Here is a 13,232-nt window from a genome sequence, read left to right as displayed (position 1 = left end):
GCACCTCTGCGGAGCAAGGGCCGCAGACCCTCGTGGTGCCGCCCGATCACCGGGGCCTCCCCAGACCCGGTGCCCTGAGCCGGCGCGTCGAGGACACGCCGGCGCGGTGTTCGGGCTCTGGAAGCATGTCGAAACGCTTCCGCGACGTCGAGGTTTTTCAGTCCTGGCTTAAAGATGGAGATTAGTGCCGTCCGGGTAGAGTCAAACTGTCACCCGGCATCCCCCTGCTGGCGACACTGGAGCGCTCCATGCTGAAGATCCACTTTTCCGGGGAGGACATCCTCCGGACCCGGGTGGCGCCGGCGGCGGACCCGGTCTGGGAGTTGGTCCTCAGCCTGCACGCGTTGCAGAGCCGCAACCGCGACCCGTTGACGGCGCACTGGCGGCGCACCGTGTCCCGAGGGCTGCGTCAGGACGTCGCCTCCGATCAGCTCAGGTTACTCTTCGCGTTGAGCCCGCCACGCGGCTACTTCCCGGATTTTCTCACCCCGTACGCCAGCGTCGACGGTTTCGAGGCCGGGCTGGACGCGCTCCGCAGCACCCCGACCGGGCTGCTGCAACGAGACCTGAGGGTCCTCGCCACCGAGAACCGGCTGCCACCCTCGGCCGCCGCGCTGGCCCGCGGTGAGGTGACGGTGCTGCACCACCTCACCGATTCGATGGTTCACTACCGGTCGTTGGCGATCAACCCGTACTGGAGCCGGATCCAGTCGGCGGTCGAGGCGGACCGGGCGCACCGGGCCAGGGCGCTCCTCGACGGCGGTGTCGAGGGCCTGCTCACCAGCCTCCGGCCGGCCATGCGCTGGGACGGCGGGGTGTTGGAGGTCCGCAACTACCCCCACAGCCGGGAGCTGCACCTGGACGGTCGAGGGCTGCTGCTGGTGCCGTCGTTCTTCTGTGCGGACACGCCGGTCGCCCTGCTCGACCCGGCCCTGCCGCCGGTGCTCGTCTACCGGGTGGACCGGCTGGGCGGGCTGGCATCGGTCGACGGCACCGGGGCGGCCCGGTCCGTTGCCCCCCGCGACTCGCTCGCCGCGCTGCTGGGCCGCACCAGGGCGGCGGTGTTGCAGGCCAGCGACGACGGCTGCACCACCGGCGAGGTTGCCCGCCGGCTCAACATCTCACCGGCGGCGGCGAGCCAACACGCCACGGTGCTGCGCAACGCCGGCCTGCTGGTCAGCCACCGGGACCGCAACAGCGTGCTGCACACGCTGACCCCGCTCGGCCGAGCCATGCTGGACGCCTGACCCGCCACAGGTCACCGCGCGAGCACGCCGGGCCGCCTGGGACGGGCGACCCGGCCGTGCCTTACAGCGCGAGCGCCGCTCGCCTGGGACGGGCGACCCGGCCGTGTCTTACAGCGCGAGCGCCGCTCGCCTGGGACGGGCGACCCGGCCGTGTCTCACAGCGCGAGCGCCGCTCGCCTGGGACGGGCGACCCGGCCGTGTCTCACAGCGCGAGGGCCGCGCTCGCCGGGCTGCCGGGTGGTGGCGGCAACAGGGTCGACCCGACGCCCTGGGCGGCCAGGGCGACGCGCAGTCGGTGCAGGTCGGCGCCGAAGCGAACCAGGCCGATCGGGTCGACGGGTGTCGGGGCCGAGCCGAGCAGCAGGGTGGCCCCGTCCGGCCAGCCGGGCATCTCGGCGACAAGTCCGGCGCGTACCTCGGCCTCGTCGACAAGTGTGAAGACCGTGCCGGGGGCGACCACCCCGGCGATCGCGTCGATCGCCCGTCGTACCGCGGTCAGGTCGGCCGGGGTGGGGCCGGGACCATCGGCCAGGGTGGCGGCGTCGGCGAGTCCGGCGGCGCGGGCCTCGGCGGTGCCGAGCGCGAAGAGGTCCTGTGCCGCGTCGCGGATCAGCGCCCGCGCGCCACCGGCGTCGTCCGGGGTGGTGGCGGCGAGGTAGCCCCGCACGACCGCGACGGGGACCTGATCGCACTTGCCCTTGATCAGCTCGCCGGCGGCGGCCAGCTCGTCCACCACTGCCATCTGGGTCAACTGAAGCTCGTTGCCGTACGGATCCACCTCGCCCCGGTGGTCGCGGATGGCCGACATCCCGGCCACGCCCAGAGCCACGTCGGTGAGCCCGTTGCGCCAGGGGCGGCCCATGGTGTCGCTGATGACCACGGCCACGTCCAGGTCGTAGCGCTCCCGCAGCCCGTCACGGAGTGCTCGTGCCGACGCGTCCGGGTCGACCGGCAGCAGCACGAGCTGCGTCTTGTCCACGTTCGACGCGTCGATCCCCGCGGAGGCCATCACGAAACCGTGATGGGTCTGCACGATCCGGGTCGGCCCCCGGCTGGCGACCACCCGGGCGGTCTCCGCGGCCAGGATCTCGTCCCGTGCGGCCAGCCGCTCGGGCCCGTCCGCCGGGACGTCCACAAGCCGCCCCTCGGACTTCGAGACGATCTTGCTGGTCACCACGAGCACGTCCCCGTCGCGCAGCCACGGCGCGGCGGTGGCGATCATCGCCGCCAGGTCGTCACCCTCGGTCACATGGCCGATGCCGAGCACCGGCAGGATCTCCAGCCTCACGTCAACTCCACCGCGGCGCGGACCATGGCCGCCGTCGCCGCCTCGTCGGTCATCCGCAGCGGCATCGCGCGGACCGTCACCCCGGGCACCACAGTGCCGGCGTCCTCGTCGGCCACCAGCCAACCGTCCAGCAGGCCGCCGTCCGACCGGCCCCCGTAGAGGCGGCCCACCCCGGCGGCGCTGCACTCGACACCCAGCACGGCGAGACAGCGGTCGGCCATCCCGCGCACCGGCGCGCCGCCGATGATCGGTGCGACACCCACCACCGGCGCCGGGCCGCCCGCCACCGCCTCGCGAAGCCCCGGTACGGCCAGCACCGGCGCGACGCTCACCACCGGGTTGCTGGGAGCGACCAACACCAGGTCGGCAGAGCCGATCGCGTCGAGCACCCCGGCTGCCGGCTTCGCCGTCTCCGCGCCGACGAAGACGAAACGGTGGGTGCGGATGTCGGCCCGGTGTCGGACCCACCACTCCTGGAAGTGGATCGCCCGCTGCCCCTGCTCGTCCTCCACCACCGCGTGGGTCTCCAGGCGGTCGTCGGTCGCCGGCAGCAGGCGTACGCCCGGCTGCCACCGGGTGGACAGCGCCTCGGTGACCGCGCTCAACGGGTAACCGCCGTTGAGCATTGTGGTGCGGACCAGGTGGGTGGCGATGTCCTTGTCGCCGAGGCCGAACCAGTCCGGCTGCGCCCCGTACGCGGCCAACTCACCCTTGACCGTCCAGCTCTCGCCGACCCGACCCCAGCCCCGCTCCGGGTCCGCGCCGCCGCCGAGCGTGTACATGACGCTGTCCAGGTCGGGGCAGATCTTCAACCCGTGTAGCCACAGGTCGTCGCCGACGTTGACCACGGCGGTCACCTCCGCGCCGACTTCGCGGGCGTACGCCCGGACGCCGAGCAGGAACCGGGCGCCGCCGATGCCGCCGGTCAGAACCACGATGTGCATGACGACCATCCTCGCGCACGTGATGCCTCCGATCCGCCGGTGGCCCACGAGACTAGGCTCACGTGCGCCCTGTCCGCTCATGCCCCGAGGGGGAGCTCGTGACCAGCCCCGCTGAGCCCGCGTCCGCCGACGCGGCGCAGGCCCGTCAGCTGACCAAGCCACTACGCGAACTCGCCGCGCTCGCGTTGCTCGGCGCCAACGCCGTGTTCCTCTTCGTGGGCCTGCTCCGGTGGATCGCCCCGGACGGCTCCTTCACCGATCGTTCGGGCAGTGCCTTCGAGACGTTCGTCGGGCTGGCGGCGGTGGGTCTCCCGCTGCTGGCCGTGCTGCTGGCCACGCACATCTCACCGGTGGTGCCGAAGGCCAAGCTGATCACGCAGGTGGCCCTCGGTGAGTACGGGGTCAGCGCGATCTTCGGCACGCTGACCCTGCTGATCTGGACGGTGGGCCAGCTGGCCGAGGCCGAGGTGCTCGACGCTCTCCTCGGTGTGCTCACCCGGTTCGCCTGGATGGTGATCTTCGCGGTCGCCGCCTGGGTCGTCTACACCATCTGGCGTGCCCACTACTACGTGCCGCGGCCCAAGCCGCAGCCGGGCGTCTACGGCCAACCGCAGCAGCCGGGTTGGCAGCAGCAGGGTGGCTGGCCGACCCCGGGGCAGCCCGGTGGCCAGCCGCAGGGCGGGTGGCCCGCTCCGGGCCAGCCCGGCGGTTACCCGGCGGATCAGTTCGCCGGCCAGTACGCCCAGCCGTCCCCGCCGTTCCAGGCCCCGCAGTCGGCCCCGCCGCACCCGCAGTCGGCCCCGCCGTTCCAGGGCGCCCCGCAGTCGGCCCCGCCGTTCCAGGCCGCCCCGCAGTCGGCTCCGCCGTTCCAGGCTGCCCCGCAGTCGGCCCCGCCGTTCCAGGCTGCCCCGCAGTCCGCCCCGCCGTTTCCGCAGTCCGCCCCGCCGGTAAACCCCGCGCCGTCGGCCCCGGCCGGGCCGCCGTTCGGGCAGCCGCCGTCGGCCGACCCCACGCAGGCCATCCCGCGCCAGTCCGCCGACCCGACGCAGGCGATTCGACGCCCCGCCGACTCGGCCGCCGCCGACCCGACGCAGGCGATTCCCCGCCCCGCCGACTCGGCCGCCGCCGACCCGACGCAGGCGATCTCCCGCCCCGCCAACCCGGCCGCCGCCGACCCGACGCAGGCGATTCCCCGCCCCGCCGACTCGGCCGCCGCCGACCCGACGCAGGCGATTCGACGCCCCGCCAACCCGGACGACGACGACCGTACCCAGCACATCAAGCCCGACCAGCCCCGCTGACTCGACCTCCGGGTGGCTCCATGATCAGGTGATGGAAAGTAGGTCGGCAGCGTTCCGGCCACCTACTTTTCGTCACCTGATCATCGTGTTGGCGGATCGCACGAGGTGCCGGCCAGGGAGATAACTGGCACCGTCACCCCGCCGGAGCGTCGCCGACCCAGCCGAGGTGGGCCGTTTCTCACGGTGCGGGCCGGGACTGGCAGGGCGGGCTCGCGCTGCGCATAGGCTGAGCGGATGGTTGATCGCACCCAATCTGGCCCGAGTGACGCTAGCGTGCGGCGGGCCCTGGGCCGGGCCGCGACCGGGCGGGCGCTGGATCTCGACGAGGCGACCGCCCTGCTGTCGGCCCGGGGGGACGCCCTCGCCGAGCTGCTCCGGGTGGCCGGTGGGATCCGCGACGCCGGTCTTCGCGACGCCGGGCGGCCGGGCGTGGTCACGTACTCGAAGAAGGTTTTCATCCCCCTGACCCGGCTGTGCCGGGACCGCTGCCACTACTGCACGTTCGCCACCGTGCCGCACCGGCTGCCGGCGCCGTTCCTGGACCGCGACGAGGTGCTCGCCATCGCGCGGGCCGGCGCCGCCCAGGGCTGCAAGGAGGCCCTCTTCACGCTCGGTGATCGCCCGGAGGAGCGCTGGCCGGCGGCCCGGAGCTGGCTCGACGAGCGCGGCTACGACTCCACACTGGACTATCTGCGGGCCTGCGCGGTGGCCGTGCTGGAGGAGACCGGGCTGCTGCCGCACCTCAACCCCGGCGTGCTGTCCTGGTCGGAGCTGCAACGGCTCAAGCCGGTCGCCCCGAGCATGGGCATGATGTTGGAGACCACCGCGACCCGGCTCTGGTCCGAGCCGGGTGGCCCGCACTACGGCTCACCGGACAAGGAACCGGCGGTCCGGCTACGCGTGCTCGACGACGCCGGCCGGGTCGGGGTGCCGTTCACCACGGGCATCCTGATCGGCATCGGCGAGACGCCGGCCGAGCGGGTGGACGCGCTCTTCGCGATCCGCCGCGCCCACCGGGAGTACGGCCACCTCCAGGAGGTGATCGTGCAGAACTTCCGCGCCAAGCCGGACACGGCGATGCGCGGCATGCCCGACGCGGAGCTGCACGACCTGGCGGCCACGGTGGCGGTGGCCCGGCTGCTGCTCGGCCCGAAGGCCCGGATCCAGGCCCCGCCGAACCTCATCGCCGGCGAGTACGACCTGCTGCTGCGCGCCGGCATCGACGACTGGGGTGGCGTCTCGCCGCTCACCCCGGACCACGTCAACCCGGAACGCCCGTGGCCGCAGATCGAGGAGTTGGCCCGGCACAGCGAGCTGGCCGGGTTCACGCTGCGGGAGCGGCTGACCATCTACCCGGAGTACGTGCGCGCCGGTGACCCGTGGCTCGACCCGCGGCTGCTGCCGCACGTCAACGCGCTGGCCGACCCGGCGACGGGCATGGCGGTCGAGTCGGCCCGGCCGCAGGGCCGTCCCTGGCAGGAGCCGGAGGAGGTGTTCGGCGGGCGTGTCGACCTGCACGAGACCATCGACACCACCGGCCGCACCGACGACCGGCGCGGCGACTTCGACAGCGTCTACGGCGACTGGTCGGAGGTCGCCGGCAAGGTCACCCCCGAGGCTGCGGCGCGCCGGGCGGGCGTACCCCAGGTGTCGGCCGGGAGCGGCGCGGACCGTGACCTGGCGGCCGGGTTGCGGCTGGCAGCCGACGACCCGGCGGCGCTGCTCGATCCCCGGCACACCGACGCCGCGCTGGCGCTGTTCGGCGCGGACGGGCCGGCGCTCGACGCGCTGTGCCGGCTCGCCGACGACGTCCGCCGCGACGCGGTCGGCGACGACGTCACCTACGTGGTCAACCGCAACATCAACTTCAGCAACGTCTGCTACGTGGGCTGCCGGTTCTGCGCCTTCGCGCAGCGTGAGAGGGACGCCGACGCGTACCGGCTCTCCGTCGACCAGGTCGCCGACCGGGCCGAGCAGGCGTGGGCCGCCGGCGCCAGTGAGGTGTGCCTCCAGGGCGGCATCGACCCGAAGATGCCGGTCACCGGGTACGCCGACATCGTGCGCGCGATCAAGGCCCGGGTGCCGGAGATGCACGTGCACGCGTTCTCGCCCATGGAGATCGTCACCGCCGCCGCGAAGGCGGGCGTGCCGGTGCGCGAGTGGTTGACGCAGTTGCGCGAGGCCGGGCTGGACACCATCCCGGGCACCGCCGCGGAGATCCTCGACGACGACGTGCGGTGGGTGTTGACCAAGGGCAAGCTCCCGGCCGCCGCCTGGGTCGACGTGGTCAGCACGGCCCACGAGCTGGGCATCCGGTCCAGCTCCACGATGATGTACGGCCACGTCGACCACCCCGGGCAGTGGCTGGGGCACTTCCGGGTGCTGGCCGGGGTGCAGGACCGCACCGGCGGGTTCACCGAGTTCGTGGCCCTGCCGTTCGTGCACACGAACGCGCCGATCTACCTGGCCGGCATCGCTCGCCCCGGGCCCACGTGGCGGGAGAACCGGGTGGTGCACGCCATGTCCCGGCTGCTGCTGCACGGTCGGATCGACAACATCCAGTGCTCCTGGGTGAAGCTCGGGGACGAGGGCACCGTGGCGATGCTCCAGGGTGGATGCAACGACCTGGGCGGCACGCTGATGGAGGAGACCATCTCCCGGATGGCCGGTTCCGACAACGGATCCGCGCGTACCGAGGAGCAGTTGCGGGCCATCGCCGAGGCCGCCGGACGACCGGCGCGCAAGCGGTCGACTGCGTACGGTCACGTTCGACCCTGACGTCGAACCTTTCCCCGCCGCCGGCCGTACCACGCGATGCCGGCGGCGGTCGCGGCCAGGATCGCCGCCGGTGTCCCCTCAGGGGCCCGGCGGCGTCGATGGACGGCGCCGGACCCGTCCGTCCCCGCGGGCGCGTTCGCGCCGCCGCCGGAAAGGTTGCCCATGACCAGTGATCAGCGGAAGCGGCAGTGGCCGCGACTGACCCGCCGGCAGACGTTGACCGCCGCGGCCAGCGCCACTCTCGGCGCCGCCGCGCTCACCGTGCCGGGCCTGTCGGCCGCGCAGAACGCCCCCGGCGCGGCCGGACGTCCCGACGAACCGATCGTCGTGCATCTCCGTGATGCCAAATCCGGAACGATGGACGTCTTCGTCGGCGATGCCCGGATCGAGGTACGCGACCGTGGCCTGGCGGACCGGCTGCGGCGCGCCGCCCGGCGCTGACCCGGCACTCCGCACTGCCATCCTGTCCCCGCCCAGTGAGGTTGGTCCGCCATGTCTTCCCACCGCGAGGCCCCGGAGATAGCCAAGGATCCGGTCGCCGACAGCTCCGACCTGTACGCGTTCGTCAGCCCCGACAAGCCCGACACGGTGACGGTGATCGCCAACTACGTCCCGTTGCAGCTGCCCTCCGGGGGACCGAACTTCTTCGAGTTCGGTGACGACGTGCGCTACGAGATCCATATCGACAACGACGGCGACGGTCGTCCGGATGTCACCTACCGGTTCGAATTCATCACCGAGATCACCAATCCGAACAGCTTTCTCTACAACACCGGCACGATCGAGTCGCTGGACAGCAAGAACTGGAACCGACGGCAGTTCTACAGCCTGACCCGGGTGTCCGACGGCCGGGAGCACCGGTTGGCACACAAGCTGCCCTGCCCGCCGTGCAATGTCGGACCGCTGTCCACCCCGAAGTACGCGGACCTGGTGCGGCAGGCGACCTACTCGCTCTCCACCGGGGAGCGGGTCTTCGCCGGTCAGCGCGCGGACGGCTTCTTCGTCGACCTGGGCGCGATCTTCGACCTCGGCACGTTGCGGCCGTTCCAGCAGCTGCACGTCGCCGGCAAGAAGATCTTCAAGGCGGAGGGAGAGCCGGTAAACGCCACCGACCGGATGAACGTGCACAGCATCGCCGTGCAGGTGCCGCTGAAGCAGGTACGCCGCCGCGCCAACCGCTACGGCGCCGGTGACCAGGCGTCGGTGATCGGGGTGTGGACGTCGGCGTCGCGCCGGCAGGTGCGGGTGCTCGGCGACCGGGGCGGCGCGGACACCTCGACCGGGCCGTTCACCCAGGTCTCCCGGCTGGGCAATCCGCTGTTCAACGAGGTCATCGTGCCGATGTCCAAGAAGGACCTGTGGAACTCGCTGCCACCGTCGGAGGACAAGCGGTTCGCGCGGTTCGTCGAGCAACCCGAGTTGGCCGCCCTGCTGCCGGCGCTCTACCCGGACGTGTTCCCGAATCTGGACCGCCTCACCAAGGCGAAGAAGGCCCGTGCGGACCTGGTGGCGATCCTGCTCACCGGCGTACCCGCCGGTCTGATCGACGGCTTCACCAACGCCACCGGCGACGTGCAGGCCGACATGCTGCGGCTGAACACCGCGATCCCACCGACACCCAAGCCGGACCGGTTCGGGGTGCTCGGTGGTGACCTGGCCGGATTCCCGAACGGGCGGCGCGTCGGCGACGACGTGGTGAGCATCGCGCTGCGGGCGATCGCCGGGGTGACCGTGCCGCTGGTGGACAAGACGTTCCGCCCCGACGCGGCGGCCGCCGCTGTCACTCCCGGCCTGAGCGCCGCCGACGTGACCGCGCCGTTCCTCGGAAACTTCCCCTACCTGGGTACGCCGTACGACGGGTTCAACAACCCGCCGGCGGGGTCCTGACCTTCGGCGGGGAGCAGCGGATGCACGAGCACGCGTACGGGCCGTCCGAGACGGGAAGCGTCGTTCTCGATCTGGGCGGCGACACCGGTGCCCTGATCGTCTACACGAGCCGGGATCTGCACGGTCGGGAGATCGAGATCAGCCGGGACGACGATCGGCGGGTCCACTCCGCCGTACGGGAGCGCCGGGTGCAGGACGGCTCGTTCCACAGCGCGGTCTACCCGGATCTGCCCGGCGGGATTTATACCGTCTGGTGGGACGGCAGCACGCCAGTCGGCACGGTTTCTGTCCACGGTGGAGGGATTGCCGAATTCGTGTGGCCCACCAGCGGTTTCGGGGCCGCCAGCTGACCTTCGAACACCGGTTTCGCGCAGCGCCCCGTCCACATTGTGGACGGGGCGCATGTGCTGCCCCCAGCTTGACGGGCGGTCTGCGCCGCGCCGCGTTAACCTATCCCCCACCAAGATCAGCTTTGGGGGTGTGGCTGTCTGTCGCTGTCCCGCCGGCGACTCGTCGGGGGAGCGCCACGGCAGAAAAGTCGGGCAACTCGCCGGAGAGGGCGTTACTCGGCCGGGGTCTGAATCGATAGGGCAGGTTGCGAGGCTGGACGGCCCCAGTGGCCGTCCGGGGGTGTCGGGAGGGCGACTCCATTATCAAGTTTGGCTTGACGGCGCACGCATTACACGCGTGTAATTTGAATGGGGTTGTTCGCACGGAACGCAACAAAACGGGACCGGACGGACAAGCACGCCTTTCGCGTGGGGGGTTGCAGCGGCGATGACGCCGGTGCGCGACAAGGAGGCATTTGATGGACGGCCAGCTTGAGGTGGCCGACCTGCTCGGAAACGCGCCGGAGTGGCAGGAGCGGGCACTGTGCTCGCAGACCGACCCCGAAGCGTTCTTCCCCGAGAAGGGCGGCTCAACCCGCGAGGCGAAGCGGATCTGCTCGCGGTGCGAGGTCAAGACGGAATGCCTCGAATACGCTCTCGGTCACGACGAGCGGTTCGGCATCTGGGGTGGGCTCTCCGAGCGGGAGCGGCGCAAGTTGAAGCGGCGGGCCGCCTGAGCGGTACGAGGTTGGAGCGGCGGGCCGCGTGAGCGGTACGAGGTAGGGGCGGCGGGCCGCCTGAGCGGTGCCGAGGTTGGGGCGGTGGGGGCCGCCCGACCTAACCGTGCGGAGCCTGGCTCAGGCCCTTTCGTCGGGACCTCGTTCAGGCCCTTTCGTCGGGGTCTGGTTCAGGCCAGTTCGTCGGGGTCGACCCCGAGCAGGTTTGCCACCTGTTCGATGATCACGTCGTGCACGAGGTCGGCGAGGTCCTCACGGTCCATCGCCCGGAACTCCAGGGGTCGCCGGTACAGCACGATCCGCGGCGGCACCTCCTGTCGGCCCGGGCGGCCCGGCAGCAGTCGGGCCAGCGGGACCTCGCCGTCCTCCAGCACATCGGAGTCGTAGACGTTCAGGTCCGGCGGAACGTCCTCGACCGCGAACTCGACCCCGGCCAGCTCCTTGGCGAACCGACGTTCCAGCGTCTCCACGGTGTCCAGGACCAGGTCGTCGAAGACCTCGGCCTTGGTCCGCGCCAGCGGCACGGTGGCCGGCACCAACCGCCCGCGCAGGCCGCGACCGTGCCGGTCACGATGCACACGCCGGCCGGGGCCGGGGCGGCGGTGTTCCGGGCTCGTCATGAGGCAAAGGGTAGCGCCCGTGCCGGGCTGGCCAGCGGCACCGCCGCTCCCGTGGCGCGGCGCGCCCAGTGCGGCCAACTGTGATCACCGTGACGGGCGTGTCGCAACGCGAAGCGATGCGCCGGACCCGGTAATGGAGATACCCTGCCGCACGTGAGGTCACCACGGCGCTGCTCCCGTAACGGCTGCCCCCGGCAAGCGGTCGCCACATTGACCTATGTCTACAACGAGTCGACAGCGGTGGTGGGGCCGCTGGCGGCGTTCGCCGAGCCGCACACGTACGACCTGTGTGAGCCGCACGCCCGCAGCCTGACCGCACCGCGTGGCTGGGACGTGGTCCGGCACGAGGGTGAGTTCGAGCCGCCGCCACCCACCACCGACGACCTGGTCGCGCTCGCCGAGGCGGTCCGCGAAGCCGCCCGCCCGGCCCCCCGCCCCCCGGAGCCCGACCCGAAGCACCACGAGAACCCCCACCAAACGGGCCGCCGAGGCCACCTCCGCGTAATCCCCCCCAACCACTAACCCACCCCACCCCACCCTGGCCCCACCCCCACCCCCCGCCCGCGTTGATCATGGGGTTATCGCCATCCCGCTCGGCGTGTCGTGGCAATAACCTCATGATCAACGCGCGGAGCGGCAGGTCTGTCGGCCCCGTTGGCGGGGCGCTGCCTCGATTGACTCCGGGTTGCTGATGTCGGGGTGTCGGCGGCGGGTTGATGCCGCGATATCGGTGCTGCCGAGTGGATCAAGCTGAGCGAACGTCGAGTGGATCTAGCTGAGGGCAGCGAGTGGATCCTGCTGAGCGTGGTTGGTGCCTCTACGGGTGGTGACGCATTGGCCCCGATGCTTTGCTGGTGCTGCCGGTTTGTCATCGTGTCAGTCGTCCACGGCACCGACCCTGAGGAAAACTGATGCGTGTCCCCCTCCGGCCCCTCTCCCGGCGTGGACTGCTCACCGGCGCCCTCGGTTCGGCCGCTCTGGTCGCCACCGGCGGCGGCCTCGCCGGTTGCGGCACCAAGGGCGCCCAACAGACCGAGGCTGGCTGCGTCAGCGAGGATCTCTCCGGCACCGAGAAGAAGCTTCGGTTCTCCAACTGGCCGCAGTACCTGGACGTGGACGAGGAGGACGAGTCCAAGCGACCCAGCCTGGACGAGTTCGTAAGGAAGACCGGCATCCAGGTCACCTACACCGAGGACATCAACGACAACAACGAGTTCTTCGGCAAGGTGCGGAACCAGCTCGCGGCCTGTCAGAGCACCGACCGGGACATCATCGTGCTGAGCGACTGGATGGCGGCCCGGATGAGCCGGCTCGGCTGGATCCAGAAACTCGACCCGGCGAAGATCCCGAACGTGCGGGCCAACCTGCTCCCACCGCTGCTCAACCGCTCCTTCGACACCGACAACCAGCTCTCCATCCCGTGGCAGTCCGGCCTCGCCGGCCTGGCGTACAACGGCAGGGTCACCAAGGAGCTGCGTACGGTCGACGAACTGCTGACCCGCCCCGACCTCAAGGGCCGGGTGACCGCGCTCAGCGAGATGCGCGACACCATGGGCCTGCTGCTCGGTGCGGCCGGGCACGACCCGTCGAACTTCACCACCGCCCAGTTCGACGACGCGCTCAACAAACTCAAGAAGGCCGTCGACTCGGGGCAGATCCGCAGGTTCACCGGCAACGACTACGCACCCGACCTCGCCAAGGGCGACATCGCCGCCTGCATCGGCTGGTCCGGGGACGTCATCCAACTCTCCGGCGCGGACGAGAGGGTGCGGTTCGTCGCGCCCGACTCCGGCGTGATGCTCTACAGCGACAACATGATGGTCCCCAACCGGGCCACCCACAAGGCGAACGCCGAGCAGCTCATCGACTACTACTACGAGCCGGCCGTCGCCGCGAGGCTCGCCGCGTTCGTCAACTACATCTGCCCCGTGAAGGGCGCTCAGGCCGAGATGGAGAAGATCGACCCCGAGCTGGCGGCCAACCCGCTGATCTTCCCGGACGAGGCTCTGCTGTCGAAGTCCACGATGTTCATGGCTCTGGACGAGAAGCAGGAACAGGAGTACGAGGGCAAGTTCCAGCAGGTCATCGGGGCGTGACGGGG

Annotated in this window: 12 protein-coding genes; 9 read left to right on the top strand and 3 right to left on the bottom strand. The window is 71.4% G+C overall.

The genetic code is table 11. The features are described from left to right. Window positions 1-248 precede the first annotated feature (248 nt). On the top strand, window positions 249-1,247 hold the full coding sequence (locus tag ACPXBU_RS12535; RefSeq protein WP_425758161.1) for a winged helix-turn-helix domain-containing protein: 999 nt from the start codon (window positions 249-251) through the stop codon (window positions 1,245-1,247). A gap of 202 nt (window positions 1,248-1,449) precedes the next feature. Here the strand turns inward: ACPXBU_RS12535 and ACPXBU_RS12530 are convergent, their stop codons facing one another. Continuing rightward, a complete protein-coding gene (locus tag ACPXBU_RS12530; RefSeq protein WP_425758160.1) occupies window positions 1,450-2,535 on the bottom strand; it encodes a coenzyme F420-0:L-glutamate ligase in 1,086 nt (361 codons plus the stop codon). Continuing rightward, the gene (cofD, locus tag ACPXBU_RS12525; protein ID WP_393366622.1) at window positions 2,532-3,479 is read right to left on the bottom strand and encodes a 2-phospho-L-lactate transferase; all 948 of its coding nucleotides are present in this window, start codon (window positions 3,477-3,479) and stop codon (window positions 2,532-2,534) included. The genes ACPXBU_RS12530 and cofD overlap by 4 nt, the downstream gene beginning before the upstream one ends. A gap of 98 nt (window positions 3,480-3,577) precedes the next feature. Here cofD and ACPXBU_RS12520 point away from each other — a divergent pair, with 98 nt between their 5' ends. From ACPXBU_RS12520 to ACPXBU_RS12495, 6 genes are all read left to right on the top strand, one after another. Continuing rightward, window positions 3,578-4,780 carry a hypothetical protein gene (locus ACPXBU_RS12520; protein WP_425758159.1) on the top strand — a complete coding sequence of 401 codons (1,203 nt, stop codon included), beginning with the start codon at window positions 3,578-3,580 and terminating at the stop codon, window positions 4,778-4,780. A 234-nt stretch (window positions 4,781-5,014) separates the two neighbouring features. Beyond that, window positions 5,015-7,558 (top strand): bifunctional FO biosynthesis protein CofGH, encoded by a 2,544-nt coding sequence (locus ACPXBU_RS12515; RefSeq protein WP_393366625.1) that lies wholly within the window; start codon window positions 5,015-5,017, stop codon window positions 7,556-7,558. Between the two features lie 162 nt (window positions 7,559-7,720). Then, window positions 7,721-7,999, top strand: coding sequence for a hypothetical protein (locus ACPXBU_RS12510; protein WP_393366627.1), 279 nt, complete (start codon window positions 7,721-7,723; stop codon window positions 7,997-7,999). A gap of 51 nt (window positions 8,000-8,050) precedes the next feature. Beyond that, entirely contained in the window at window positions 8,051-9,445 is a 1,395-nt protein-coding gene (locus tag ACPXBU_RS12505) for a DUF4331 domain-containing protein (RefSeq protein ID WP_425758158.1), read from the top strand. A 20-nt stretch (window positions 9,446-9,465) separates the two neighbouring features. Beyond that, complete coding sequence (locus ACPXBU_RS12500; RefSeq protein WP_393366631.1) at window positions 9,466-9,795, top strand: phospholipase; 330 nt, start codon at window positions 9,466-9,468, stop codon at window positions 9,793-9,795. A 458-nt stretch (window positions 9,796-10,253) separates the two neighbouring features. Next, complete coding sequence (locus ACPXBU_RS12495; RefSeq protein WP_007455784.1) at window positions 10,254-10,511, top strand: WhiB family transcriptional regulator; 258 nt, start codon at window positions 10,254-10,256, stop codon at window positions 10,509-10,511. 170 nt (window positions 10,512-10,681) lie between these two features. Here ACPXBU_RS12495 and ACPXBU_RS12490 read toward each other — a convergent pair whose 3' ends face one another. Next, window positions 10,682-11,131: a metallopeptidase family protein gene (locus ACPXBU_RS12490; protein WP_110562108.1), complete on the bottom strand. Its 450-nt coding sequence runs from the start codon at window positions 11,129-11,131 to the stop codon at window positions 10,682-10,684. A 153-nt stretch (window positions 11,132-11,284) separates the two neighbouring features. Here ACPXBU_RS12490 and ACPXBU_RS12485 point away from each other — a divergent pair, with 153 nt between their 5' ends. Continuing rightward, complete coding sequence (locus ACPXBU_RS12485) at window positions 11,285-11,653, top strand: DUF3499 domain-containing protein (RefSeq protein WP_393366633.1); 369 nt, start codon at window positions 11,285-11,287, stop codon at window positions 11,651-11,653. A 389-nt stretch (window positions 11,654-12,042) separates the two neighbouring features. Next, complete coding sequence (locus ACPXBU_RS12480; protein ID WP_425758157.1) at window positions 12,043-13,227, top strand: extracellular solute-binding protein; 1,185 nt, start codon at window positions 12,043-12,045, stop codon at window positions 13,225-13,227. The last annotated feature ends 5 nt before the right edge of the window (window positions 13,228-13,232 follow it).

The sequence above is a fragment of the Micromonospora sp. DT231 genome (assembly GCF_049847025.1).
Taxonomy (GTDB): domain Bacteria; phylum Actinomycetota; class Actinomycetes; order Mycobacteriales; family Micromonosporaceae; genus Micromonospora.
This window is presented reverse-complemented; position numbering and strand designations above follow the sequence as displayed.

Excerpts from the sequence above, each read along its gene's own strand:
- ACPXBU_RS12535 (WP_425758161.1), top strand. The coding sequence starts at position 249 with ATGCTGAAGATCCACTTTTCCGGGGAGGACATCCTCCGGACCCGGGTG.
- cofD (WP_393366622.1), bottom strand. The coding sequence starts at position 3,479 with ATGCACATCGTGGTTCTGACCGGCGGCATCGGCGGCGCCCGGTTCCTG.
- ACPXBU_RS12515 (WP_393366625.1), top strand. The coding sequence starts at position 5,015 with ATGGTTGATCGCACCCAATCTGGCCCGAGTGACGCTAGCGTGCGGCGG.
- ACPXBU_RS12510 (WP_393366627.1), top strand. The coding sequence starts at position 7,721 with ATGACCAGTGATCAGCGGAAGCGGCAGTGGCCGCGACTGACCCGCCGG.
- ACPXBU_RS12505 (WP_425758158.1), top strand. The coding sequence starts at position 8,051 with ATGTCTTCCCACCGCGAGGCCCCGGAGATAGCCAAGGATCCGGTCGCC.
- ACPXBU_RS12500 (WP_393366631.1), top strand. The coding sequence starts at position 9,466 with ATGCACGAGCACGCGTACGGGCCGTCCGAGACGGGAAGCGTCGTTCTC.
- ACPXBU_RS12495 (WP_007455784.1), top strand. The coding sequence starts at position 10,254 with ATGGACGGCCAGCTTGAGGTGGCCGACCTGCTCGGAAACGCGCCGGAG.
- ACPXBU_RS12490 (WP_110562108.1), bottom strand. The coding sequence starts at position 11,131 with ATGACGAGCCCGGAACACCGCCGCCCCGGCCCCGGCCGGCGTGTGCAT.
- ACPXBU_RS12480 (WP_425758157.1), top strand. The coding sequence starts at position 12,043 with ATGCGTGTCCCCCTCCGGCCCCTCTCCCGGCGTGGACTGCTCACCGGC.